Origin of the sequence: Sphingopyxis sp. (assembly GCF_036675685.1) — a bacterium.
Classification (GTDB): domain Bacteria; phylum Pseudomonadota; class Alphaproteobacteria; order Sphingomonadales; family Sphingomonadaceae; genus Sphingopyxis.
This window is the reverse complement of record NZ_JAKFEM010000005.1, coordinates 31,787-56,745: the sequence shown is the minus strand read 5'-3', so window position 1 is coordinate 56,745 and position 24,959 is coordinate 31,787. Positions and strand designations below refer to the sequence as shown.

Annotated in this window: 23 protein-coding genes; 10 read left to right on the top strand and 13 right to left on the bottom strand. The window is 67.1% G+C overall.

The genetic code is table 11. The features are described from left to right. Window positions 1–12: 12 nt before the first annotated feature. From V6M50_RS02480 to hemC, 3 genes are read right to left on the bottom strand one after another with little or no spacing between them, the layout of a single operon-like run. Complete coding sequence (locus V6M50_RS02480) at window positions 13–927, bottom strand: mitofilin family membrane protein (protein WP_332816954.1); 915 nt, start codon at window positions 925–927, stop codon at window positions 13–15. Window positions 928–946: 19 nt separating this feature from the next. After that, on the bottom strand, window positions 947–1,636 hold the full coding sequence (locus tag V6M50_RS02475; protein WP_332816953.1) for a uroporphyrinogen-III synthase: 690 nt from the start codon (window positions 1,634–1,636) through the stop codon (window positions 947–949). Next, on the bottom strand, window positions 1,633–2,580 hold the full coding sequence (gene hemC / locus V6M50_RS02470) for a hydroxymethylbilane synthase (protein WP_332816952.1): 948 nt from the start codon (window positions 2,578–2,580) through the stop codon (window positions 1,633–1,635). Before hemC ends, V6M50_RS02475 begins: the two co-directional genes overlap by 4 nt. Before the next feature lie 62 nt (window positions 2,581–2,642). Between hemC and tsaD the strand changes: the two genes are divergently transcribed. The 3 genes from tsaD (at window position 2,643) to V6M50_RS02455 (ending at window position 6,275) form a co-directional block, all read left to right on the top strand. Further along, the gene (tsaD, locus tag V6M50_RS02465) at window positions 2,643–3,677 is read left to right on the top strand and encodes a tRNA (adenosine(37)-N6)-threonylcarbamoyltransferase complex transferase subunit TsaD (protein ID WP_332816951.1); all 1,035 of its coding nucleotides are present in this window, start codon (window positions 2,643–2,645) and stop codon (window positions 3,675–3,677) included. Next, entirely contained in the window at window positions 3,674–4,669 is a 996-nt protein-coding gene (locus V6M50_RS02460; RefSeq protein ID WP_332816950.1) for an NAD(P)H-dependent glycerol-3-phosphate dehydrogenase, read from the top strand. Before tsaD ends, V6M50_RS02460 begins: the two co-directional genes overlap by 4 nt. Before the next feature lie 76 nt (window positions 4,670–4,745). Further along, a complete protein-coding gene (locus V6M50_RS02455) occupies window positions 4,746–6,275 on the top strand; it encodes a lipopolysaccharide biosynthesis protein (RefSeq protein WP_332816949.1) in 1,530 nt (509 codons plus the stop codon). 2 nt (window positions 6,276–6,277) lie between these two features. Here V6M50_RS02455 and V6M50_RS02450 read toward each other — a convergent pair whose 3' ends face one another. After that, window positions 6,278–6,535, bottom strand: a complete 258-nt coding sequence (locus V6M50_RS02450; protein WP_332816948.1) for a hypothetical protein — start codon at window positions 6,533–6,535, stop codon at window positions 6,278–6,280. A gap of 50 nt (window positions 6,536–6,585) precedes the next feature. Continuing rightward, the gene (locus V6M50_RS02445; protein WP_332816947.1) at window positions 6,586–7,584 is read right to left on the bottom strand and encodes an adenosine kinase; all 999 of its coding nucleotides are present in this window, start codon (window positions 7,582–7,584) and stop codon (window positions 6,586–6,588) included. Window positions 7,585–7,693: 109 nt separating this feature from the next. Here V6M50_RS02445 and V6M50_RS02440 point away from each other — a divergent pair, with 109 nt between their 5' ends. Further along, window positions 7,694–8,371 (top strand): EI24 domain-containing protein, encoded by a 678-nt coding sequence (locus V6M50_RS02440; protein ID WP_332816946.1) that lies wholly within the window; start codon window positions 7,694–7,696, stop codon window positions 8,369–8,371. Between the two features lie 11 nt (window positions 8,372–8,382). Then, window positions 8,383–8,763 carry a hypothetical protein gene (locus V6M50_RS02435; protein ID WP_332816945.1) on the top strand — a complete coding sequence of 127 codons (381 nt, stop codon included), beginning with the start codon at window positions 8,383–8,385 and terminating at the stop codon, window positions 8,761–8,763. A gap of 7 nt (window positions 8,764–8,770) precedes the next feature. Here V6M50_RS02435 and queG read toward each other — a convergent pair whose 3' ends face one another. Next, the gene (queG, locus tag V6M50_RS02430; RefSeq protein ID WP_332816944.1) at window positions 8,771–9,808 is read right to left on the bottom strand and encodes a tRNA epoxyqueuosine(34) reductase QueG; all 1,038 of its coding nucleotides are present in this window, start codon (window positions 9,806–9,808) and stop codon (window positions 8,771–8,773) included. A 76-nt stretch (window positions 9,809–9,884) separates the two neighbouring features. Between queG and V6M50_RS02425 the strand changes: the two genes are divergently transcribed. The 4 genes from V6M50_RS02425 to msrB all read left to right on the top strand — a co-directional run bounded on the left by V6M50_RS02425 (window position 9,885) and on the right by msrB (window position 13,994). Further along, entirely contained in the window at window positions 9,885–10,856 is a 972-nt protein-coding gene (locus V6M50_RS02425) for an ABC transporter ATP-binding protein (RefSeq protein ID WP_332816943.1), read from the top strand. Further along, a complete protein-coding gene (locus tag V6M50_RS02420) occupies window positions 10,853–12,142 on the top strand; it encodes an ABC transporter permease (protein WP_332816942.1) in 1,290 nt (429 codons plus the stop codon). The genes V6M50_RS02425 and V6M50_RS02420 overlap by 4 nt, the downstream gene beginning before the upstream one ends. Window positions 12,143–12,229: 87 nt before the next feature. Continuing rightward, a complete protein-coding gene (locus V6M50_RS02415) occupies window positions 12,230–13,465 on the top strand; it encodes a cytochrome P450 (protein ID WP_332816941.1) in 1,236 nt (411 codons plus the stop codon). A 43-nt stretch (window positions 13,466–13,508) separates the two neighbouring features. Continuing rightward, window positions 13,509–13,994, top strand: a complete 486-nt coding sequence (msrB, locus tag V6M50_RS02410) for a peptide-methionine (R)-S-oxide reductase MsrB (RefSeq protein WP_332816940.1) — start codon at window positions 13,509–13,511, stop codon at window positions 13,992–13,994. 65 nt (window positions 13,995–14,059) lie between these two features. Here the strand turns inward: msrB and V6M50_RS02405 are convergent, their stop codons facing one another. From V6M50_RS02405 to V6M50_RS02390, 4 genes are all read right to left on the bottom strand, one after another. Beyond that, entirely contained in the window at window positions 14,060–15,928 is a 1,869-nt protein-coding gene (locus tag V6M50_RS02405) for a hypothetical protein (RefSeq protein ID WP_332816939.1), read from the bottom strand. Beyond that, complete coding sequence (locus V6M50_RS02400; protein ID WP_332816938.1) at window positions 15,925–16,356, bottom strand: GtrA family protein; 432 nt, start codon at window positions 16,354–16,356, stop codon at window positions 15,925–15,927. Before V6M50_RS02400 ends, V6M50_RS02405 begins: the two co-directional genes overlap by 4 nt. 25 nt (window positions 16,357–16,381) lie before the next feature. Beyond that, complete coding sequence (locus V6M50_RS02395) at window positions 16,382–17,917, bottom strand: NAD(P)/FAD-dependent oxidoreductase (RefSeq protein ID WP_332816937.1); 1,536 nt, start codon at window positions 17,915–17,917, stop codon at window positions 16,382–16,384. A gap of 65 nt (window positions 17,918–17,982) precedes the next feature. After that, window positions 17,983–19,836 carry a hypothetical protein gene (locus V6M50_RS02390; protein ID WP_332816936.1) on the bottom strand — a complete coding sequence of 618 codons (1,854 nt, stop codon included), beginning with the start codon at window positions 19,834–19,836 and terminating at the stop codon, window positions 17,983–17,985. A gap of 314 nt (window positions 19,837–20,150) precedes the next feature. On the opposite strand from V6M50_RS02390, the gene V6M50_RS02385 reads away from it, so the two are divergent. Beyond that, window positions 20,151–20,531, top strand: a complete 381-nt coding sequence (locus V6M50_RS02385) for a glycine zipper 2TM domain-containing protein (RefSeq protein WP_332816935.1) — start codon at window positions 20,151–20,153, stop codon at window positions 20,529–20,531. Here the strand turns inward: V6M50_RS02385 and V6M50_RS02380 are convergent. The 3 genes from V6M50_RS02380 to V6M50_RS02370 all read right to left on the bottom strand — a co-directional run bounded on the left by V6M50_RS02380 (window position 20,528) and on the right by V6M50_RS02370 (window position 24,879). After that, window positions 20,528–23,344 carry an MSCRAMM family protein gene (locus V6M50_RS02380; protein WP_332816934.1) on the bottom strand — a complete coding sequence of 939 codons (2,817 nt, stop codon included), beginning with the start codon at window positions 23,342–23,344 and terminating at the stop codon, window positions 20,528–20,530. The genes V6M50_RS02385 and V6M50_RS02380 overlap by 4 nt on opposite strands. Before the next feature lie 32 nt (window positions 23,345–23,376). Further along, window positions 23,377–24,204, bottom strand: a complete 828-nt coding sequence (locus tag V6M50_RS02375) for a fimbrial biogenesis chaperone (RefSeq protein WP_332816933.1) — start codon at window positions 24,202–24,204, stop codon at window positions 23,377–23,379. Window positions 24,205–24,396: 192 nt separating this feature from the next. Continuing rightward, window positions 24,397–24,879 carry a DUF4402 domain-containing protein gene (locus V6M50_RS02370; RefSeq protein WP_332816932.1) on the bottom strand — a complete coding sequence of 161 codons (483 nt, stop codon included), beginning with the start codon at window positions 24,877–24,879 and terminating at the stop codon, window positions 24,397–24,399. Between the last annotated feature and the right edge of the window lie 80 nt (window positions 24,880–24,959).

Sequence of the window (24,959 nt, the reverse complement as noted above, 5' to 3'; positions counted from 1 at the left end):
ACGGGATACGCGCTAGGGGGTCGGATCGGCCGTTTTGCGGGCCATCGCGGCAGCGGGGCTGTCGCGCGGCTCCAATATCGCCGCCGTCTCGATCAGGTCAAGCGCGCGCCGCGCCTCATGATAGCGGCGCGCATCGATCAGCCAGTCGTTTGCGATCGCCGCACCGGGCATTGCCTCGACTTCTGCAATGGCCTGGTCGGCCTCGCCGGCCGCCAGATAGCGCCGCGCGCGTTCGAGCCGCTCCGATGCCCGCGGCGACTGTGTCCCTGCGGCACGCACGACGAACAACTCGCCAAGCTCGCGGCGAAGGCCGGTCCACAAGCTGCCGTTTCCGTCGCCGCCGCGCCCGACAAGCTGCGGTGCCATCGTGTCGAGTTCGGCGCGGAGTTGTTCGAGCGTCACCGGTTCGCGCGACGTATCGATGATCGTTTTCACCGCATTGGGCTGGTCGTCGCCAAAACGCAGCCGCAACTGCGCGTCGAGATACCCCAATGACAGCCCGCGATCGAGCGCGCGGCGCACGGCAAAAGCGACGAGCAGCCCTTCGGCGCGCGACGCATTGCCCGATGCCGATTCGGCTTCCAGCGTGATACGCGACAGCCGCTGTTCGAGTTCGGCGACCCGCGCGGTGAGCGCGTTGGCGCCGTCGACCGGCGTCACCACCAGCGGTTGACCGGCCGCGATGCCCTTTGCAGTGCCACCGGCGACCAGAACCGGAGCCGCGATCTCACCGCCAACCGATGTTTCGGCCGTTTTTATCGCGGGAGCGGCATCGCCGGTCAGCCAGCGGTTTACCGCCCAGCCGCCGCCGACAGTGCCGATCAGGAGCAGGAGGAAGGCACCAATGGCTAAGGCGCGAAACGATGGTCCCCTTGCCGGGACCGCCTCGTCCGCGGGCGAGGAGGTGTCGATGCTGTCGATTGCCATGTGTCTCTTTCGAACGACCCTATTTTCCGCCCTTGTGGCACAAAGCATGGGCCAGTGCCAACATTGCCGCATCGTTCGGCTGTGCCGAAGCGGTCAATTCCGCCCAGCCCGCGCCCGCCTCGGCCGCCACCGCGGGACTGATCGCGACCAGCGCCAGATGCGCGCGGGCCGGGCCGGCAAGCGCGGCGATGCGCCGCGCCGCGCGGGCCGAATGCGCGAGGATGACTGCTGGCGCGGCGATCTGCGCCGCCCATTCGGCCGGTGGGTCAACCGGATCGACGGCATAGCAGGGGAGCGGCTCCAGCATGGCTCCGTGCGGGTCGAGTTCAGACCGGTCGCGGCCGCAAAGCCATAATATCCGGCGGATATTTTCTGACGTCATGCCATCAAGAAGGCTTTGCGCGTCCGCCGGACCAACCCTGACCACCGTCAGTCCGGCGGCTTCGGCGGCTTCGGCCGTTGCCGCACCGACAGCATGGACGGGGAGCGACGAGAGGTTCGCGAGCGCGGGCCCGGCAAGCCGCACCGCCTGCGCGCTGGTTAGCAGCAAGGCATCAAAATCCGCTGCTCTCGGCACTTCCCAGCTGAGCGGATGCGCCGCAAAAAGCGGCATCGCCCCGGCATCAAGGCCCAGCACCCTCGCCCGTTCCACCGTCGCGGCGTTGCCCGGTTCGGGCCGCGTCACGATCAGCGGCAGGCCGCGCATCATGCCGCGAACAGGCGCCGGACCGTGTCGGGGGCCTCGCCGAGCATGCGGCGCGCCAGCGTTTCGGGCGCATCCACATCGACGACAAGCGTGTGACCCGCGGCATGATCGGCGCCATCTTCGGAGAAAATCTCGGCATCGAGGCGCAGCATGCCGTCGCTGCGCCAATGGGCATAGGCCGCGACGGGCGAGCGGCAATCGCCGCCGAGCGCCGCAAGAAAAGCGCGCTCGGCGGCGACGGCACGGTGCGTCGGTGCATGGTCAATCGCCGCGAGCAGCGCCAGCACGGCGGCATCGTCGGCGCGGCATTCGATGCCGATGGCGCCCTGCGATGCCGCGGGCAGCAGCAGGGTCGCTTCCTGCACCGTGCCCACATCGTGCATCCCCAGCCGGTCGAGACCCGCCGCGGCGAGTAGGGTCGCATCGGCCTCGCCCGCCGCGAGCTTCGCGAGCCGCGTCGCGACGTTTCCGCGCAACAGCACGGTTTCGAGGTCGGGGCGGATCCGCTTCACCTGCGCCGCGCGGCGCGGGCTGCTCGTCCCCAGCCGCGCGCCGTTCGGCAAATCGGCGATCGTGGCGGCTTCGATTCCATCACGCACCACCAATCGGTCGCGCGGGTCGGCGCGTTCGAGCATCGCGCCGAGCGCAAAGCGCGGATCGCGTATGGTTTCGACATCTTTCAGCGAATGAACTGCGATATCGATTATCCCGGCGTCGAGCGCGGCGTCGAGTTCGCGCGTCCACAGTGCCTTACCGCCAAGCTCGGCGAGCGCGCGGTCCTGGATCCGGTCGCCGGTCGCGGTCATCGGCACGATTTCGATCGCTGACAAATCGAAACCATGGCTGGCAATCAGCGCAGCAGCCGCCATATGCGCCTGAGCCATCGCGAGCGGCGAGGCCCGCGTGCCGAGGCGCAACGGGTTTTCGGGGGTCGGAAGTGAACTCATCGCTCGCTGCTAGCGCGGGTTGCCCTGTCGATAAAGGGGCGGGTAAAGGAACGCGCAATAATATGACCCTGATCCTCGGCCTTGAATCGAGCTGCGACGAAACCGCAGCGGCGCTTGTCGACAGCGACAGGCGCATTTTGGCGCATCGCGTCGCGGGCCAAGAGGCCGAGCATAGCCCCTATGGCGGCGTTGTTCCCGAGATCGCCGCGCGCGCGCATGTCGACCGGCTCGCGCCGATCGTCGAGGGGGTGCTCGCGGACGCCGGTGTGTCACTGGCCCAGGTCGACGCGATTGCCGCAACGGCGGGGCCGGGACTGATCGGCGGCGTGATGGTCGGGCTCGTCACCGGCAAGGCGCTCGCGCACGCGGCGAACAAGCCGCTGATCGCGGTCAATCATCTCGAAGGCCATGCGCTTTCGCCGCGTCTCGTCGACCCCGGCCTCGCCTTCCCCTATCTGCTGCTGCTCGTATCGGGCGGCCATTGCCAGTTGCTGCTCGTCAGGGGCGTCGGCGATTACCGCCGTCTCGCCACCACGATCGACGACGCCGCGGGCGAAGCGTTCGACAAGACCGCGAAGCTGCTCGGGCTCGGCTATCCCGGCGGCCCTGCTGTCGAGCGCATCGCCGCCGAGGGCAATCCGCACGCGGTGCCGCTGCCGCGCCCGCTCGTCGGCAGCGCCGAGCCGCATTTCTCCTTTGCCGGGCTCAAGAGCGCGGTCGCGCGCGCCGCTGCGTCAGGCGAGCACAGCATCCCCGACCTCGCCGCCTCGTTCCAGCAGGCGGTCGTCGACTGCCTCGTCGATCGCAGCCGGATCGCGCTCGCCGCCTGCCCCGATGCGACCGCGTTCGTCGTCGCGGGCGGCGTTGCCGCCAATGGCCCGATTCGCTCCGCGCTCACCGATCTCGCCGCGCGATTCGACAAGCCTTTCGTTGCGCCGCCGCTGTGGCTGTGCACCGACAATGGCGCAATGATCGCCTGGGCCGGCGCCGAGCGTTTCGCCGCCGGACTTACCGACGATCTTTCGGTTTCTGCGCGCCCGCGCTGGCCGCTCGATCCCGAGGCCGAAGCCGTGCGCGGCGCAGGAGTGAAAGCATGACGTCGCGCTTTACCCGCTTCGGTGTGATCGGCGGCGGCGCCTGGGGCACCGCACTCGCACAGCTTCTCGCCGCCGACGGCGCCCCCGTTCGCCTTTGGGCGCGCGAGGAAGAGGTGGTCGCGGCGATCAACGCCGAGCATCGCAATCCGGCCTTCCTCCCCAGCGCCGCGCTGTCGCCCTCGCTGACCGCAACCGGCAACCTCGCCGATATGGCCGATCTCGACGCATTGCTCGTGGTCGTACCTGTGCCATACCTCCGCGCCGTGCTCGCCGATCTGCCCGCGGGCGACGCGCCGCTGATCTTTTGCAGCAAGGGGATGGAGGCGGGCAGCTTCGCTTTCCCGATCGATATGGCACGCGACCTCGCGCCGCAGCGCTCGCACGCCGTGCTCTCCGGCCCGACCTTCGCACACGAGGTCGCCGCGGGCCTGCCGACCGCCATCACGCTTGCCGCGACCGATGCCGGCTTGGCTGCCGAAATCGCGCACGCGCTCGCACGGCCGTACTTCCGTCCCTATGCGTCGACCGACGTCATCGGCGCCGAGATCGGCGGCGCGGTCAAGAATATCCTCGCCATCGCCTGCGGCATCGTCGACGGTGCCGGGCTCGGGCTCAACGCCCGCGCGGCGCTGATCAGCCGCGGTTTTGCGGAAATGACGCGGTTCGGCCTGTCGCGCGGCGCGCAGGCCGAAACCCTCGCGGGCCTCGCGGGGCTTGGCGACCTCGTCCTCACCTGCACCTCGTCCAACTCACGCAACTTCGCGCTGGGCCAAGGGTTGGGGCGCGGCGAAGCGGCCGAGGCGCTGATGGCCGACCGCCGCACCGTTGCCGAAGGTGCGTTCAGCGCCCCGGTGGTGGCGGCCGCCGCGCGCGCCGACGGCATCGAGATGCCGATCACCGACGCGGTGGCGCGGCTCGTTGCCGGCGAAACCCGCGTCGCCGAAGCCATTCAGGCGCTGCTCAGCCGGCCGCTGCGATCCGAAGGCCAATGATTTGCTTCGACCAATTGCCTGCTCCCCCCAGCCGCGCTAGACTGCCCGCCAGGGCGAGGCAGAAGGGGCGGCAGGCTTGAGCCAGACGGACAGCGCAGCCGCGCCCGCTTCGCCGGACGCTCCTCCACAGGATGCGGACACGGCCGCGCTCGCCAAGGGCGGACGCACCAATTTTTTTGGCTTCATCCTCCGCCTCGTCGCGCGCCTGCCCTTCCTCTATGTGGCGGGCCGCTGGTATGGGCCCGAGGCGGTCGGACGCTTCGCCTTTGCCGTGCTCGTCATCGAACTCGTCGCGCAGCTCGCGACGCTCGGGCTGAAACGCGGCCTCGCCGAGCAGCTGAGCGCGCCCGGTGCCGACCATCGCACCGTCGTGTGGGACGGGATGTTCGTCGCCTTGCTCGCTTCCGCGACGGGCTCGGCGCTTCTCTTCCTTTTCCCGCAGCTCATGTATCCAGCAGGCGGCGTCGACAGCACCGACCGCTGGATGGCGCTGCTCGTCTTCGCTATCGCCGGAACCGATGTCGCGCTCGCCGCTTGCGCCTATAAATTCGACATCGGCGCCACCGTGCGCGCGCGCGCGATCGTCGAGCCGTGGGTGATCAGCGCCGCCGCGGCGGGATTCTGGTTCGTGTCGGTGCGCGACGGGCTGATGCTTTCCTATGCCGCCGCGATGATCGGCGCCTTCCTCACCGCGCTCGTCCCGATGCTCCGCCACTATGGCGGGCCACAGGGGTGGCAGCCGCACCCGGCGCACCTGATCATGGTTGCGCGGCGCAACGCGCCGCTCGCCGCCGCCGACGCGATCGAATGGGGCACGCGCCGTCTCGACCTCTTCATCCTCGGCCAGTTCACCTCGCCGACGATTTACGGCATCTATTATATGGCGCAGCAGGTCGCGTCGCTGCCGCAGAAATTGAAGACCAGTTTCGAGCCGATCCTCGGCCCCGTCATCACCCGCAATCTCGCCGAAAAGCGGCTTGCCGCCGTGGCGGCACAGGTCAGCCAGGTCGGCTTCTGGATCATCGCCGCGCAGGCCGGCGTCGCGCTCGCGCTCGGCATTCCGGGCGAGGCGGTGATGGGCCTTGTCGGCCCCGAATTCGTCAGCGGCACCGCCGCGCTCGCTTTCCTGCTCGCCGCCGAAGTCGTCGCGGCGACCGCCGTCGTCAGCGAAGCGGCGCTCGTTTATGTCGCTCGCCATCGCAACCTGCTGATCAGCATCGCGACGCTCGCGTTGCAGGCGGGGCTCAGCGTCGCACTGATCCTGATCGCGAAATCGATGGGTCTGCCGCCAATCACTTATGCCGGGGCGGTCGCGGTCGCGCTGATGCTCGCGCTCGGTTTCGCCTCGCTGGTCAAGGCGCGGCTGCTCGCGCACATCCTCGGCGCGCCGGTGAACAGCCTGCGCTGGGCGCTCGTCTGGGCCACCGCGGGCGCCGCGATCCTCGGTTGGGGCGCGACACAGCTGCCCGAATGGGCCGAGCTGCTGATCGGCGTGCCATTCATCCTCGGCATTTATGCGTGGCTGATCTGGACGCGCGGCTTCGGCCCTGCCGACCGGGCGCTGTTCAAAAAACACCCCGAAACGGCGGAACCGGTCGCTACCTGACCCTAGTCGACCGCTTTCTGCGCCGCGTCGCCGACATCCTCGGCGGCGTTGCCGACCTTTTGCGCCGCCTCGGTGATCGCGCCGCTTTCGGTCTTGTCATTGGCCAGGAACTGGAACGCAACAAAGGCCGCAACCGCCAGAACAACCAGCAAGATCAGGCCCATGCCCCATCCGCCGCCACGGCGCGGTTCGCGATCGATGATCGTCGTCGTATGTGTCGTCCCGTCGGGCGCAGTGGTTTCGTGAATTTCGTCGGCCATAAAGCCTCCTATTGCTGATGGCATAGGACGCTTCGGACCGGGGAAGGTTCCTACCCGAGCCGCGCCGCAACCTTGGCCTTGAGGTCGGTCTGCGCACGCGGGCCGACCTGCGCGATGATTTCGCGCGCGCATACCGCGCCCATCGTCAGGCAGTCGGCGATCGAACGCCCCTGTGCGTGGCCCGAGAGGAAACCCGCGGCGAAGAGGTCGCCAGCTCCGGTGGTGTCGACGACATCGTCGATCGGCTCGGCGCCAACCTCGGTGCGCGCGCCGCCGGTCAGCGCGATCGCGCCGTGCGATCCGCGGGTGACGACGAGCAGCGGCACCTGCGCCGCGACGCTCGCGACCGCCGCCTCGAAATCTTCGGTTTCGGCAAGCGCGCCGATCTCGACCTCGTTCGCGAACAATATGTCGAATAATCCCTCGGCGATCAGCGCGCGGAAATCGGCGCCGTGGCGATCGATGATGAAGGCGTCCGAAAGCGTGAAGGCAACCTTGCGCCCCGCGCCGCGCGCGACATCGATCGCGCGCCGCATCGCCGCGCGCGACAGCGGCGGATCCCACAGATAGCCTTCGAGATAGAGAATATCCGAATCGGCAATCCACGCCTCGTCGATCATTGCCTGGTCGAGCAGATGGCTCGCGCCGAGGAAGGTGTTCATCGTCCGCTGGCCGTCGGGGGTGACGAGAATGAGGCAGCGCGCGGTCGGCGCGCCTTCGGCAAGCGGCGGGGTTTCATAGGCAACGCCCAAGGCGCGCAAGTCGTGGGTGAACACATGGCCGAGCTGGTCGTCGGCGACCTGCCCGATAAAGCTGCAACGCTGACCGAGCGCCGCCATGCCCGCGAGCGTGTTCGCCGCCGAACCGCCCGACATTTCAATCGCCGGACCCATCGCGGCATAGAGTCGCTCGGCCTCTTCGGCGTCGATCAGCCGCATCGACCCCTTGGTCAGGCCTTCGGCGGTGATCAGCGCGTCGTCGGCGCGGGCGAGAACGTCGACAATCGCATTGCCGATGGCGACGACGTCGAAACGGGCGGTGGAGGCCATGAAAAATCCTGTGATGCGTGGAAAAAGCTGCGCCGCGCCTTAGGCGGCGGCGCCCGCCAAGGCAAGCTTCACGCTTGACGCGCGCGCTGCCGCCCACCATCGCTTGGCCATGGCCCGCGCCGTTCACGCTTTCCTCCTCGCGCTCAAGGACTTGCCGAGCCCGCGCGTGCTTCGCATCCTGCTGCAAAGCCTTGCGCTCACCCTGTTGCTTCTGGCGGTCTCCGGCGTCGCGATCTTCTGCGCCGCGCGCTGGGCGCTCGCGCACTGGCAATGGCTGGGCGAAGCCGAGCGCGACATGGCGGGTATATTGATCGTCCTCGCGATCATCGCCGGCAGCTGGCTGCTGTTCCGTGCCGTTGCAATCGTCGTCGTCGGGCTGTTTGCCGACAGCATCATCGCCGATGTCGAGGGACGCCATTATCCCGCCGCGGCCAGCCAGGCGGTCGATGTCGGCTGGCGTCAAAACATCACGCTTGCCCTCGCCTCGCTGGTGCGGCTGATCGGCGGCAATCTGCTCGCGCTGCCGATCTATATCCTGCTGCTCGTCACCGGCATCGGCACGCCGATCTTCGCGCTCTTCGTCAATGCGTTGCTGCTCGGCCGCGACCTCGAGGCGATGGTGCTCGCGCGCCACCCCGGCCGGCTGCGGCTCGATCGGCCCGCACGCTGGTCGATGGGCCTGCTGTCCGCCGCAAGCTTCGTGGTTCCCGTCGCCAATCTGTTGGCGCCGATTCTCGGCGCCGCTATGGCCGTGCACATGCTCCATTTGCGGGCCAGGGACGAATGATGGGAGCATCGATGATCCAGAACCGCCGCCTTCTCGCTATCGCCAGCGTTGCCATCTTGCTCGGCGGGTGCGCCGGTCCGGCGATCCCGCGGGCGACGCCGCCGAGAACCGCCCCGCCGCCCGCTGCGATCACCCCACCGCGCCCGACGCAGAACAACAGCCTGATCGGCCAGAATGCGAATGCCGCGCTCGGCCTGTTCGGCAAACCGCGCCTCGATGTCGCCGAGGGCGTGGGCCGCAAGCTCCAGTTCGCCGGGACGACCTGCATCATCGACATTTATTATTATGCGCCGAAACAGGGCGCCGACCCGCTCGCCACCCATGTCGACGCGCGCACCCCCGACGGCCGCGATGCCCCTGTGCCGGGCTGTATCGAGGCGCTGCGCAAATAGGTTGGCGTCACGGCGTCAGCTCGGCCAGCGCCCAGCCTGCCGCATCGGCCACCATCGGTGATTCATCGCCGGCCAGCCGTTCCAGAACCGGCAGAAAGCGCACATCGCCGCTGTTTCCCGCCGCGATCGCGGCGTTGCGTACCATGCGATTGCGCCCGATCCGTTTGATCGGCGACCCCGCGAACACCTGGCGAAATCCGGCATCGTCGAGCGCGAGCAGATCGGCCAGCGACGGCGCGACCAGCTCGGCGCGCGGCAGGAAGGCGCGGTGCGCGTGCGCGGTGTCGGCGAATTTGTTCCACGGACAGGCCGCGAGGCAATCGTCGCAGCCATAGACGCGGTTGCCGATCCCGTGCCGAAGGTCGACCGGGATCGGCCCGTCATGCTCGATCGTGAGGTAGGAGATACAGCGCCGCGCATCGAGCCGGTACGGCGCGGGAAAGGCCTGCGTCGGGCAGGCGTCCTGGCACGCCGAGCAGCTGCCGCAGGTGTCGCGCCCCGCTACGCTCGGCGCCAGATCGAGCGTCGTGTAGATCGCGCCGAGGAACAGCCAGCTGCCATGATCGCGGCTGACAAGATTGGTGTGTTTGCCCTGCCAGCCGAGCCCGGCGGCGGCCGACAGGGGCTTTTCCATCACCGGCGCGGTGTCGACGAAGACCTTGACCTCGGCGTCTTTCACCTCGGCGACCAACCAGCGTGCGACCGCCTTCAGCGCCTTTTTGACGACGTCATGATAATCGCCGCCCTGCGCGTAAACCGAAATGCGACCGCGTGTCCGATGGTTTTCGAGCGCCAGCGGGTCGTGCGCCGGGGCATAGCTCATGCCGAGCGCGATCACCGATTTGACCTCGGGCCACAATCCCTTGGGCGAGCCGCGCTGCGCCGCGCGGCTTTCCATCCAGATCATGTCGCCGTGGCACCCCTCGGCGAGCCACTGGTTCAGCCGTTCGGCGGTCAGCGGCGCCGCACCGGCGTCGGCGATACCGAACGCGGCGAAGCCATGCGCGCGCGCGACCGCCTCGAGGCGGTCTTCGAGTGAAGGCATATCAAGAGGCAAGGCTTCGGCAACCATTGGCGCTCTATACGCGAGCCGCCTCACCGTGCCATAGCTTGGTGAGCGGATGATTGGGGACCGAAGCTTGAGCGATTTCAGCGTCGAGGCGAATGGCCTCACCAAATATTTCGGCAATTTCAAGGCGGTCGATCATGTGTCGCTCGCGGTGGCGACGGGCAGCATCTATGGCGTGCTCGGCCCCAATGGCGCCGGCAAGACGACCAGCCTGCGCATGACGTTGGGAATCATCGACCCCGACGAAGGGACCAGCCGCATCTTCGGTGAGCGTCCGCAGTCGGTGCGGCATCGCATCGGCTATCTTCCCGAGGAGCGTGGGCTTTATCCCGGTATGAAGGCGCGCGAAGCGATCGCCTTCATGGGTGCGTTGCGCGGGCTCGACTGGGCCGAGGGTCGCCGCCGTGCGGCGGGTTTCATGACCGAACTCGGGCTCGAGCGCGTGATCGACGAAAAGATCCGCAAGATGTCGAAAGGCATGGCGCAGATGATCCAACTGATCGGTTCGATCGTCCACGCCCCCGACCTGATCGTGCTCGACGAACCTTTTTCGGGCCTCGACCCGGTCAATCAGGAGCGGTTGGAGATGCTGGTCCGGCGCGAGCGCGACCGCGGCGCGACGATCCTGTTCTCGACCCATGTCATGGCGCACGCCGAGCGCCTATGCGACCGCATCGCGATCATCGCGCGCTCGGCGCGGCGTTTCGAGGGCACGGTCGACGAGGCGCGCGCGCTGCTGCCGATGCAGGTGCGCTACACGCCCCGCAGCGCCGGCGACGCAGCCGCGGTTGCCGCGAGCCTTCCCGCCGGCGCCGCGCTGCGCGGCGACGCCTGGCATTTCGCGATCGAAGATGCCGAGGTCGAACCGCTACTGGCGCGGATCACCGCAAGCGGCCTTGGCGTCACCGGCCTGTCGATCAGCCGCCCCGCGCTCCACGATGCCTTCGTCCATATCGTCCGCCAGATTGATGCGAGTTTCGATGCCGACCCCGGGGACGACGCGGTCGAGGAGGCGCTGGCATGAGCCCTTTCCTCAAGAATATGTTCGTCATCGCGCGGCGCGATTTCCTGTCGATCGTCGCGACGCCGACCTTCCTCCTTTTCCTGCTCGCGCCGCTGTTCATGATCGGCATGGGCGCGATCGGCGGGGTCGGCGCCTCGCAGCTCGCCGACAGCGCACGCGGCGCGGGGCGTATCGTCGCAGTCGTCGATGAACGCGATGCCGAGGCGCTCCGCGCCGCCGATGTCCGCCTGCGCGACGCCTTGCCGCGCAGCGAACGTCCGGTGACGCTCAAAATCCGCATCGTTACTGCCGAGCCGATCGACCCGGTCGCGATTGCGCGCGAAAAGGGCAGCGACACCTATGCGGTGCTGAGCGGGCCACTGGCTGCGCCGCGCATCGTCGAACGCGAGAAAGACAGCAGCTCGGGCCGGTATCTGGCACTGCTCGCAAGCGAGGTGCTGCTCACCCGCGCCGCGGGCACCGTCCCGCCCGTTGCCCCCCGCTTCGAAAGCCTGACAAGCGGCGGCGCGAGCATCGCGGTGCAGCAGTCGATGGGTTTTGCCGCGGTCTTTGTCATCTTCCTGCTCACGCTGCTGCTCGCCGGCCAGGCAGTCGGCATGCTCGCCGAAGAAAAGGGCAACAAGGTCATCGAGATTCTCGCCGCGGCGGTGCCGCTTGAAAGCGTCTTCCTCGGCAAGCTGCTCGGCCTGCTCGGCGTCGCGATCCTCTTCATCGCCTTCTGGTCGACGATGGCGATCGGCGGCGGGCTGATCGCCGCGACGCAGATGGACCCCGCCGCGATCGCCGCCGCAGGCACCGCGAGCAAGCCGGCGGCCGCGCTGCTTTCGGCCCCCGCGACCGGCTGGCCCTTCTTCATCGGCATCGGTTTTGCCTATTTCATCATGGCTTTCCTGCTGCTCGGCGCGGTGTTTCTCGGCGTCGGCGCGCAGGCGGGAACCGTGCGCGAGATCCAGATGCTCAGCCTGCCGATCACCATCTTCCAGGTCGGGATGTTCAGCCTGTCGGCGGCGGCGGCGAGTGCGCCGGGCAGCGGCCTCGCGACCTTCGCGCAGATATTCCCCTTCTCCTCGCCGCTCGCGATGGCGGCGCGCGCCGCGAGCGATGATGCCAGGGCGGTTCATTTGCTCGCGTTCGGCTGGCAGGCAATCTGGGTCGCGCTCGTCATTTACCTTTCGGTCCGGCTGTTCCGCGCGGGCGTGCTCAGCGGCGGCAGCGGCTGGAAATTCTGGCGCCGCGCCGCGACGGCTGCTGCGATAACCGCGGCGGCCGCCTCCGACCGTCATTGACAAAGCTGTTAGCAGTGGCATTCTGCAACTGATTCCACCGACGGCGGCAAGCGTCGCGGCGAGTCCTTTGCGAAGAGAGGATGCCCGATGGCGACCGCAGCCAAACCCCAGACTGTTTCCCATGTCCATGACATGAGCTCCGCCGCCATCTATTCGGAAGATCGCTGGCAAGCGCCCTTTGCCGAACTGCGCAAGCTCGGCGGCATCGTCAAATGCGAGGACAGCGCCCACGGTCCCTATTGGAATATCGCCAGCCACCAGGCGATCCAGCATGTCGAGGCGCTGCCCGACATCTATAGCTCGTCGTGGGAATATGGCGGGATCACCATCCTCGAGCGCGACGAGGACGAGGATTTCCGTCTGCCAATGTTCATCGCGATGGACCGGCCGCAGCACACCGACCAGCGCCGCACCGTCGCCCCCGCCTTCACCCCCGCCGAGATAACGCGGCTCAGCGAAGACATCCGAAACCGCACCGGCGAAGTGCTCGATGGCCTGCCGTGGGGCGAGACGTTCGACTGGGTCGATCGCGTGTCGATGGAACTGACGACGCAGATGCTCGCGATCCTCTTCGACTTCCCGTGGGAGGACCGGCGCAAGCTGTCGGAATGGTCCGACTGGATGGGCGATGTCGAGCTCGCGCAGAAACCCGAGCTCAAGGAACAGCGTCGCGCGGTGCTCGAGGAAGCCTTCGTCTATTTCCAGAAACTGTGGATGGACAAGGCGAGCCAGCCGCCGACCCCCGATCTGCTATCGATGATGCTGCACAGCGAAGCGATGAGCCACATGGACAAATATGAGTTCATCGGCAACCTCGTCCTGCTGATCGTCGGCGGCAACGACACGACGCGCAACACCATGTCGGGGCTTGCTTACGGCCTCAACAAATTCCCCGATCAGCGCGCGAAGCTCGAAGCCGATCCGGCGCTGATCCCCAATGCGGTCAGCGAAATCATCCGCTGGCAGACCCCCCTCGCGCACATGCGCCGTACCGCACTCGAGGATGCCGAGCTGTTCGGGCACAAGATCGCCAAGGGCGACAAGCTGATCCTCTGGTATATCTCGGCGAACCGTGACGAGAGCGTGTTCGATCACGCCGACGATCTGGACCTCACCCGCGACAACGCGCGGCGGCACCTGTCGTTCGGTTACGGCGTGCATCGCTGCGTCGGTGCGCGGCTCGCCGAACTGCAGCTTCGCATCCTGCTCGAGGAAATGGCGGCAAGGCACATGCGCGTCAACGTCGTCGGCGAGCCCGAGCGTGTCCACGCCTGCTTCGTCCATGGCTTCCGGTCGATCCCTGTCCAGATCGAGAAATATTGACGCGGGCTTGTAACCCTTTGAGTGAGGCGTACGTATCGGGACTATGATCGAACGTCGTTATCTGATCGGCGGACTTGCGCTGGGTGGCGCCATTATCGGCGCACCGATGCTCTTCGCCAAATCGTCGCGCCCGCGCGCCGAGGCCGGCTGGCAGCTTTCCGATGCCGAGTGGAAGAAGCGCCTGTCACCGCTGCAATATCGTGTCCTGCGCGAGGCCGCGACCGAACGCCCCTTCAGCCATCCGCTCGACAAGGAAAAGCGCGCCGGCACCTTCCTGTGCGCGGGCTGTGCGCTGCCGCTCTATTCGAGCAAGACCAAGTTCGACAGCGGCACCGGCTGGCCGAGCTTCTGGGCGCCGCTGAAGGGCGGGATCGCCACCTCGACCGACCATGACCTCGGCTATGCGCGCATCGAAGTGCATTGCAAACGCTGCGGCGGCCATCTCGGCCATGTCTTCGACGACGGGCCGAAACCGACCGGCAAGCGTTACTGCATGAACGGCGCCGCGCTGACCTTCCGCCCCGCCTAGAGCGTTTTCAGTCAGGTGGAATCACCTGACGGCTCGGAAAACGCGGCAACATAAGAATCGCGGCGTCAGCGCGCTGCCGGCTTGACCCGCCACACCGACAGCCCGGTCTGCTTGCCCACGGCAAGCGGTTCGAGCCAGACGGGTGCTTTCCCCGCATAAAGCTGCGCGGCGAGCGCATCCTTGCGCGCGGCGCGATATTGCACGAGGTCGTTGGCGGTACGGCAGAAGATGATCAGCGTCGCCTTTTGCTTGCGGACCAGCGCCTCGGCTTGTCCGGGATCGCCGACAAAGACACGGATCGTGTCGGCCATCGCTTCCTTGTTACGGTGATGCCCCGTCGCCACCAGGCTGTGGTGCGTCCAGAAAATCACCGGCGCGCCGAGATCGATCGGGGTCAGGATGGTCGTTGGCGGCAGGCGATCGAGTGCGGCGATCGTCGCGGGGTCGAGGCAGGTCTGCTCGAACGGCGTCGCCACGGCGCTTTCCTCTTCATCGGCATTCAGCGCCGGAAAAACCCAGCCGAGCGGGACCGCAACCGCGATGCTGCCGAGCAGCGGCAAGGTCAGCGCCGCCATCGCCGATGCGAGGATACGCGGCCCAGTCGACGCGATCGTGCGAGCCCACGCCCACGCCCTGAGCCCCAGCCAGGCACAGCCCGGCAAGGCGAAGAGGTGCGCGGTCGAAACGCTGCGCAGGACGAGCAGCGACAGCGCCGCCGCGCCGAGCAGCGCGATCGTCACCGTCGCCCACGCTTTGCGATCCGCGGCTGCGATGCTGCCGCGCCATGCCAGCAACGATCCGACGAGACCGGCGAGCGAGGGGACGAGAACATAGATGGCATCGTACGGACGCGACGCCCAAAGCGGCTGACCCTCCAGAATATTCCTGTACCAATATTCGACGACGATCGGATCGAGCGAGGCGAAGGGGCCGTTCGCGCATTGCGGTTCGGTCCACACCAAAGCGCCCGCCGCGAGGCCCGCCGCTGCGGCGAGGAGGAGGAACCGCACCCACTGCAGGCCCGGATTGGCCCGGGCCGCGGCGAAGGTTCCCGCCGTCGCGGCAACGAACGCGGTCATATAGGGCGCCGAAAGCGAATCGCACCAGGTTCCGGCGAGCCCCGCGGGGCCGCGCGTCAGGAACTGGAACAATATGGCACCGCCCGCGAGCGCGCCCATATAGCCGCAGAGTCGGCGCCGATCCTCGCACCGCCCGTGCAAGGCCCAGCGCAGCGCGGCGAGTCCGGCGAACAGCGCGACAATCGGCAATCCTTCGATCGATACCGCGAGCAGCGCCGCCGCGCACAGGCCGCCGAGCAAGCCCGCCTGCCATGTCGCGGGCCGAAGCGCCTGTCCCATGATCAGCATCGCCAGCAATATCTGCCAGCCGTGATGATCGACCCGCAGCGGGCGGAACTGCATCACGATGAAACCTGACATGATCAGGAACAGCGGCACAACATAGGCAATGCGGCGGTCGGAAAGATTGCGGTAGCCGAGCGCGCAGGCGACGCTGAGCGCCGCGCCGAGCATCGGCGGCCACAAGGCCATCACGATGCGTTCGGCCATCGCCTGTCCGAACAACGGTTTCAGCAGCAATATGCCGGCGGCAAGCGGCGCGTCGACGATCCGCGACCAGTGCATCAGCACGCCGCCGCCCGAAGGATTGACGCGATATTGCGACAGGTCCCACCAGCTTTGCCCGGCGAGGAGGTCGCGCACCTGCGCCATGCGCATCGCATCGTCGGTGTCGGAAAGATCGAGCGCACCGATCGCCTGCCATTGGGCGACGATCGCGATCAGGCTCATTGCCGCCCACACGATCAGCGCGATTCGCGCCGGCGTGAACCACGGCCCCAAAGCGATGCCGTTCGACGCAGGCGCGGGAACCGGCGCCCCCTCGCCGCCCGCAGGAAGCGCGGGGGCGTCGGTCATGCCGCGGCGGTCCGGAACACGATATGGCGGCGCAGCAAATAGGTCGTCTGGAAGCTGATGCCGATCGCGAGCAGCTTTGCGAGGCGCGGGTCGAGGCCGAGCGCGCTGCCGCCCCCGACGATCGCCGTCGTGACGGCAAGACCGATCAGCGCCGACCCGACGAACAGCAGCTTCTGGCGATGGCGTTCATCGGAGCCGCGCGCCGCGGCGCCATCGGCAAAGACCAGCCGGCTCGACACCATCCAGTGGACCAATATCCCGGCGCAATAGCCGATCGCCGACGCCGACATCGGCGATAGCCCGGCGTCGAGCAACAGCAGGAACAGCCCGGCATCGCTGCCGAGCGCGAGTCCGCTGGCGAGCAGATAGTTCAGCCAGCGTATCTCGCCGCGCCGGATCGAGCCGATCAGTTTGATGGCGGGGTGCATGATGATAGCGCCTCCAGCCAAGGCCTCAGGCGGCCTTGGTCACGCGCGAGGGAACCTCGCGGACCGACGCCAGCGCCGCTTGTTCGCCCTCGGTGCCGCTTTCATGATATTCGGCATCCTCGTTGACGCCCCAGATATCATAGACACGCGCGCCGGCGGCGATGTTGCGCACCGTCAGCATCGCGGTCATCATCGCATGATCCTGGTTGTTATAGCGGTGCATGCCGTTGCGCCCGACCATGTGCAGCGTCGGATACCGCGCCTCGAGCTCGCTGCGCATCGTTTCGACATGCAGGGCATAATCATCGTCATAGACGGGATAGGCCTTTTCCTGCCGCACCACCGCGCCGCCAACGACATCGTCGGGGTTGCAAAGACCGAGGATCGCCATTTCCTTCGTCGCCAGCGCGATCAGATCGTCATCGCTCGACGCCCACAGCCCATCGCCCTCGAAGCAGAAATATTCGAGGCCGACGCACGCGAGTTCGGGATCGGGCACCATTTCGGGCGACCAGCTGCGGAAATTCTGCACCCGGCCGACCTGCACCTTGCTGTCGTGGATATAGATCCAGTTGTCGGGGAACAGGTCTTCGGAGCGGATCTTGAGCGCGACGGTCAGGAAGTCGCGATATTTGAGGTTCGGCGCGGCGTTCAGCGCGCAGGCGGGCAGCGGATGGATACGCGCGGCAAGCTCGCGCATCGGCGCCGAGCTGATGACATGCGCGGCGTCGATCACAATCTCGCCGTCGGGGCCGTTCGCGGTCATCCGCCAGCGGCCGGTTTTCTGATCCTGCGTCAGCTGCTTGAAGCTATGGCCCATCAGCACATGGTTGCCGCCCTGGGCGACCTTGTCGCGCGCCGCATCCCACATCATGCCGGGGCCGAGGCGCGGATAGCGGAAGGTTTCGAGCAGCGTCTTGGTCGCCATGCCATCGTTCGGACGCTTGTTGAGCCCGAGGCTGCGTTTCAGCCCGTCGATCACCGCGGCGCCGAGCGAAAGCCCCTTGATGCGCTGCGCTGCCCAGTCGGCCGACATTTCGTCGCACGGCATGCCCCACACCTTCTCGGTATAGGTCTTGAAAAAGATCGAATAGAGCTTTTGCCCGAACTGGTTGATCGTCCAGTCCTCGAAACTGCGCACATTCTTGTTCGGAAACAGCTTCGCCTGCGCATAGCTCACCATGCACAGCGCCGAGCGAAAGACGCCGAGGTTCCACAGCGCCTCAAACGCGCGCAGCGGATAGCTATAGAATTTGCCTTCATAATAGATGCGGCTCATCCGCGGGCGCTGGATGAAATCGTCGGGGAGGATCTCGTTCCACAGGTCGACGACTTCCTGGCTTTTCGAGAAGAAGCGGTGCCCGCCGATATCGAAGCGAAAGCCTTCATGCTCGACCGTGCGGCTGATCCCGCCGACATAGACGGGATCCTTTTCGATCACCGTCACCGAATAGCCCTGCTGGGTCAGCTGATAGGCAGCGGTCAGCCCGGCCGGGCCGGCGCCAATGATGGCGACGTCGGCGCTGGTCGGTCGGCTTTTGGAAAGTCGAGTATCGATCACTGAATATTCCCCCACAGGCAAGTCCCGATGGACATTCCACTGGCGCATGACGCGCTAAAAAATGGTTAACGAGATGCTATGAAACCGTCGCCGATGCCGATCTTTCCTTCCGCTCCGGCCCCGGCCGGCGGAACGATTCGATAGACGCTGACGGGCCCCGCCGAGAGGCGGACATCGCGGGCCAGCCAGCTGACCGCTTCTCCCCGCACTAGCTGCGCCGCCAGTCCGCGGGGTGCCTCGACCGCGAAACGCTGCATTTCCGGCAGGCCGAGGCAGGCGACCAGATATTTCGCGCGCTCGGCGCGGACGAGCGCCTCGGCCGCGGCAGGCTCGGCGATAAAGGCCGAAATGATCCGGCGCATCGCGCGGTCGTTGCGATGATGTCCCGTTGCGACGACGCTGTGCGGTGTGCGGACGAGCAGCGCCGGACCGATGTCGATCGGCGCGAACAGATGCGCCCGCGGCTCCTTGGCCAAAGCGGCAAGCGTCGCTTCGGTCGGACAGGCCCGCATCACCCCGGGCTCGACGAGCGGTTCGCCCGCCGAAACGCGCGCCAGCCGCACCCCCAACGCGGCATCGACCCCCGGCAACGCGGCGAAGACCAAAAGGACCGACGCGACCCGTCCCACCAGCGAAGGTCGGTTGCGGCTCCAATGCCACAGGCCGACCGCCATCGCCGCAAAGGCCGGGACCAGAAACGCGTGGGTCGTCGCCCCCATACGGGTCACGAGGAAGGACGTCAGCGCGCTGCACAGGATGATTGCGGCGGCGCGGGTCCAGTTTTCGGCAAAAGGTCCGCCCCGGCTCTGTCGCCAGGCACCGGCAAGCGCCGCAAGACCGACCAGCGTCGGCGCGAGATAGATGATGCCATAGGTGGCTTCCTGCGCCCAGATCGGCCGCCCTTCGAAAACCGTGTCATACCAGTAGCTGCGCACGAGGGGATCGAGCGCACCGAAAGGTCCGCCAAGACATTGCGGACCCGAAAGCGCGAAGACCGATGCCCCCGTCGCGCCGACCACGGCAAGCGCGAGCAGACGACGGGGCGTCGACATCGACAAGGCCGCGGGTGCCTGGGTCCAGGCACAGAGCAGCGCCGCTGCGACCCCGACGGCCGCCGCATAAGGCAAGGAGAAACTGTCGCAGAAGACCGTCGACGTCGATTGCACGCCGCGCATCGCCAGCAGCCAGGCGAAGGGAAAGACTGTCAAACCGGCCGAAAACCCTGCAAGACGCCGCGATGTCAGCGGATCACGAAGCCAGTCGAACGCGAACAAGGCTCCAAAGATCGCCAGATAGGGCAGGCCCTCGAGCGAAATCTCGACATGCAGCGTGATGATCGCCGCCGCGACCAGCCCGTTCGCAAAAGTCGGCGGCCGCAGGGCAATCCAGAACATCGCCACCGACAGCAATAGCTGCCAATTATGGTGGTCGATGCGCATCGGCGCAAAATATTGGAGGAAGGTCACGCCGGTGAAGGCGATCAACAGTCCGGCGACAACGAGGCGCCGATCGCCCAGTTCCGTAAGGATGCGGCCCAGCAGCAGTAGGAGCGGAAGGATCAGCAGCTGCGGATAAAGCGCCATGGCCCAACGCTCGCCGGCCGCTTCGCCCAACAGGGGCTGCAGGATGAGGATAAGACCCGCAATCGACGCGTCGACAAAGCGCGACCAGTGCATCAGCCCGCCGCCTTCGACGGGATTGACCCGATATTGCTTGATGTCGAACCAGCTTTGTCCGCCGATCAGGTCGCGCACCTGCGCCAGCCGCATCGCATCGTCGGGATCGGGGTATTGGAGCAGGAGGATCGCGTCGTGATGAAAGAACGGGTTGAGCACGACAAGGATCAGCCACAACCGTACCGCGAGCCCGCTGGCGCCGACGTGCTCGAAGAGTTCGCCCGTCCTGTGTGTCCGATGCATCGCCCCAATCACCCCATCCACCGAGGCCGATCTGGGGCGAACGCCGGTCGCGAACGCCTGCAAAAGACAGCCCTTCACCGCTCTGCGGCAAGGCGCGCTAAAAACTGGTTAAGGGGGCAGTAGGAATTTTCCTCTCCGCCTCGCCCTGCGCTGCGAGTGCGCGGTGGAGCAAGCCTGCCGGGTCCGACGCGACGGGCCGCCTCGAAAAATGGTCGAACCGAAATTGCCGCCCCCAACGAGGCCCGGCAATTCAGCGAAGCGCCAGCTTTCATCCCCTAATCTTGGCCCTTGGGACCGAGACGGAAGGAAGACTGATGTTCCTGCTCAAAAAACTGGCCTTGACCGCCCTCATCGGCGCGAGCGCCCTCACCGCGCTACCCGTCGAAGCCGACGCGCGCGATCGCCACCACCGCCATTCCTATTACAGCCACCGCGACAATGACCGCTATCGCGACTATCGACGCGACTACCGGCGTGATTACCGCCGCGACTATCGGCGCAGCCATTATCGCGACCGCCGCTATTATTGCCGGCGCGGCAGCGGTACGACGGGTCTGATCGTCGGGGGTGCCGCCGGCGCCCTGCTCGGCCGTGAGGTCGACCGTTATGGCGATCGCGTTCCCGGCACGATCATCGGCGGCGCCGCAGGCGCGCTGATCGGACGCGAGATCGATCGCGGCGGTCGCCGCTGCTAGTTCGGCGATAGCGCCGGTCGGGGGTTGTCGTTGGCGCCTGGCGCGTCCGGCGGTCCGCGCGCGCTGTTGCCGGCGCCGGGGACCGCCGCGCCCTGCACCGCGACCTCGCGGCGGAGCGGTTTGAGCGCGAGCGTCCCCAGCCGGACGCGCGGGCCGGCCTTGCCCGGCGCGGCGCCGATCGCAAAGGTGCTATCGAGCCGCAGCGCGGCCGCCGACGTCTGACCCAGCCGCACCGTGTAGCGTCCGTAAGCGACGCTTTCGAAAAGAAAATATCCATCGAACTCGGTGAGCGTCGTCGCGCGGACGCGGCCTTCGGCATCGACGAGCTCGAGGCTCAATCCCTCGATCGGATTGCCGCCATCGCGCCGTACGGTCCCCTCGATCTCGCCCGCTGCGACCATCGGCAGCGCGACGCGCGTCGCAACCCCCGGACGCGGCGAGACGACGACGCCGGGCAACGCGGGCTGGACATAGGGATCGGGCAGGCTGCCCGCATCGATGCCGATCAGCACCGGGCGGAAAGGCTCCAACCCATCGATCGTCGCGCGGCCCTGTTTGTCGGTCGCCGCCTCGACAGTGGCGTTGCCCGCGGTCAGCGGCACCCCGGGAAGCGCGGTCTCGCCGGCTTGCCGGATGCCATCGCCGTTGTCGTCCATCCACACGTCGGCGATCACCTGGCCGCGGCTCGCGAGCTTCTCGCTCGACACGCGCCAGCCGCCGCCCGGCTTGGGGCCGAAGCTGAAGGCGAGCGCGAGCGACGCCGCAACCGACCCGTCGCTCGCGACTTCGCCGAATCCGGTCAGCTGCAACTTGTTGAAACGGCGCGTATATCCAGCGCCAGCGCGCGCGCGGTCGAGCCCGCGATCATAGCCGAGCTCGGCGCGCCATTCCGAATCGCCCTTGCCCGCCCATTCGCCGATCAGCGTCATGCGCGTATCGCTATTGTCGCCCGACAGCGCAAAGCGCGCCTCGCCGCGCAGGCGGACGCGCCCGATCCGGGCGTTGGCAAGCAGGCTGGCGGTCAGATTGTCGGGCGGGTCGGGACCGATCGGCACCTTGGTCCGCGCCCAGTCGAGCTGGCCGGTAAAGGTCAGCGCGCGAAAACTCGCCGACGCCCGCGCGCTCACCTCGAGGCTGTCGATCCCCGATCGCCGCTCGACCTGCCGCACATCGAAATGGAGCGGCAGCACCGTCTGCCCGAGCTTGACCGACTGGTCGACCGAGATCGAATAGAGACCGTTGATATTATTGATGAAACGATCCGACACAAAACCGCCCCAGCCGCGCATCGCGTCGGCGCGGACATAGGTTTCGCCGAACGCCGCGAGCCAGCTTGCCCGCGCCGCGCCGCCGCCCGCGCCTCCTCCAGAAGCACCGGCATAGCTGCCTGCCACCTCGAGCAAGGTCGGGCCGATCGAACGCCGCAGCGCGACCTCGCCATAGCTGCGCCGGACATTCTCGATCATCAGGCTGTGCGCATAGGCAGCGATCGACGTGCGCGTGTCGAGCCCGCGCTCGATCCCCAGCGTCCCGCGCCAGCCGCGCCGAAAGGCGCCGCGACGCTGGCTCCCGAATTCGATCAGGTCGGCATTCTCCTGCGCGAAACCCGCCCAGTACCAGGTCTGCTGCGGCGGGATCGAATCCATCCCCACCTGCACCTGCTTGATTTCGCGCCGGATTTGCCCCTGCGGACCGTAAAGCACGATCTCGAAGCGGTTCGCGCCATATTGCAGCGGCACGTCGAGAAATTCGTAGCGGCCGTCGCCATTGGGGCTGGTGAAGGCGAGCAATTGCCCGTTACGATAAAGCTCGGCATCCCAGCCCGCGGGCAGGTCGCCGCGAAAGGTCGTGCGGTCGAAATTATCGGGGCGCTCGACCGGGCGATTGGTCAATACCGCGCCGCGGCCCGGCGCCGACGAGGCGACGATCCCTGTGGACAGCAGGCTGACATCGCCCACGGCATAATGGGTGGCCTTGAGCCGCCCCAGCAGGCGGCCTTCGGGATCGGTCCGATAGAGCCGCATGCGTAGACTGTCGGGAACGCCCTCATTGTCCGACGACAGTCGCGCATCGAAACTCTGCCCGAACACCTCACCCGCCGCAAAAACCTCGTAGCGCGCCTGGACATAGGACCCGCCGCGCTTGTCCGACACGACGCCCACCGAGGCGACGACATCGACCGACGGCGTCGCCCACGCCTGGTACGGCCGCGCAGCCTGCGGCAGGCTCGCAAGGTCGAATTGCACCTGCGGACGAATCCCCGCCGCGCGCGCGCGGCGCTCAGCCGCGAGCTGGAAGGGAAGTTTGTCCTTGGTGTCGATGCGCAGCACCGCGTTCGACAGGTCGGCGGCGATCGGCACGCCGAGCCAATTGCCCAGGCTATCGAGACCGACGCACCAGCCGGCGGGGGTGTCGCGAATCGTCGCCGGGGTCAGCCGGAAGCTCTGGCTACCCGCGCGCACTTCGCCCGCCTCGCGGTCGATCGTCAGGCTCCGCCGCTCGTCGAACACCCAGCCGGTTGCGCGGCGCAACTTCTTGTCGACGCGCACCGCAAGGTCGAGCGCGAGCACGACGTCGGCGAGGTCGACGCAAATCCCCTGCGGCGTCTGATAGCCGCGCACGCCATCCCCCAGCCGATATTGTCCCGAACGCACATCGAACAGCCAGCTATCATCCTCGCTCGGTGCCCAGCTATCGGCCGCGATAGAAACTGGCTTTTTTTCAACGGCATGAGCTCCAGCTGGGGCGAGCCCCACCAGCACCAGCCCGGCCAGGATCACCGACCTGCATCGCGCGAGCGCCGCGCGGATCATCGTCCCGCCCGCCTTGTCCCGGCCTTATGCTTTCACTTCACCACCCGATCGGCCGTGTCGATCGTGCCGCCGCCGATTTCGCGGTCCTCGGTATAGCGGATGCGCACCGGCCCCTTGAGCTTTGCCGCGAGTTCGGGCGGAACGCGCAGCGACACCTGACGCGCGCCGACTTCGGGATAGACCGCAATGCCGCGCGCGACGAGCAAAGGCTCGGGCGCGCCCGCGCGCGTCACCTCGATATCGCCATAGACCGAACGACTGCCGGTGCGTGAAAGGTCGAAGTTGAACGCGGGTCCGTCGGTGCCCTCGCTGATCCACGCCTCACCGATCGTCGCCTCGGCGCCGAGGTCGCCAACGCGGACGATGACGGGGATGGTGATGCCGTAGATCGGCGTCAGCGCAATCGACACACCCCCACTCGCGGGCTTCGCGCCTTCCGATGCCGCAACCACCGCGTCTGGAACCGCGCGGAACAGCATATGCGCGCGATATTCGCCGGGCGGCGTGCCTTCAGGAACGCGCACCCCGACGCGAATCACCTGCGGCTGGTTGGGCGGCAGCGTAACCCGGCGCGGGCTGAAGGCGATCATGCCCAGCGCCGCCTTTTCGGCGGCACTGGCATGGTCCTCGGCAATCTCGTCGAGCCCGCCCGCCGCGGTCATCCGCTTGATTTCGAGGCTGATGCGATAGGTCGCCGGTTCGGCGCCGATATTGTTCAGCACCACCTCGGTCCCGCGCGATCCGTCGAGAATGACGCGCGTCGGCGCGACCAGCAGGTCGCCCGCCGCGTGGGCGGGAGACGCCGCGACGCCGAGCACGGCCGCGGTAAACAGGCCGAAGCCCTTCAAAAAGCGCAACATGGATACGATCCCCACAATCGTTTTTCCGGAAATGGCCCACACCATCCCGATGGTCGCGTCCTGCTTGCGCCAGCATGGTTGATATTTTGCTAACCATCGGTGCGGGGGGCAAAAAAGGAGGTCGCCGGACCTGCGCCTGGCGACCCCTTCTTTCGTGGCTGGCGAGCTTGCGGCCCGCCGGTACCCACCACCTTATTGATAATCGGTGGTGACGTTGAACGTCCCCGTATAGTCGCCCGCGGCCTGGTTGGCGCCGACGCTGAGCGTGCCGCCGACCTGGAAGCTGCCGCCGGTGGCGCCCAGCGTGATGTTCGCCGACGAATAGGTCAGCGTCGACGCCATCGTGCCGCCGAGCGACCCGTTGAGCGTGACGCTCGAATCGCCGCCGACCAGCACCACGGCACCGTCGGTGCCGGCAACATTGAAGTTGGCGGACGTGGCCGTGCCGGTGCAGGTCAGCCCTGCACCGCACGTGCGAGCGCCGGCGGTCGACACCGCGACGGTCGAAGCGGTCGCACCGCTGATGATCGTCGCATATTGCAGGTCGCTGGTGTTGGTGAGCGTGATCTGGCGCAGGATCTTGGCCTTCGCCGTACCCGTTGCCGACGCTGCATGGGCCGCCGAGGCGTTCATGGCGAGGGCAGCAATCGCGGCACCCAGAAGGGCGCGCTTCATTCCAAATTTGCGCATAGTTTTTGGTCCCTTGAATTCGATAACTTACAGTCGAAATTCGAATGGAAATCCCACCCCATTCG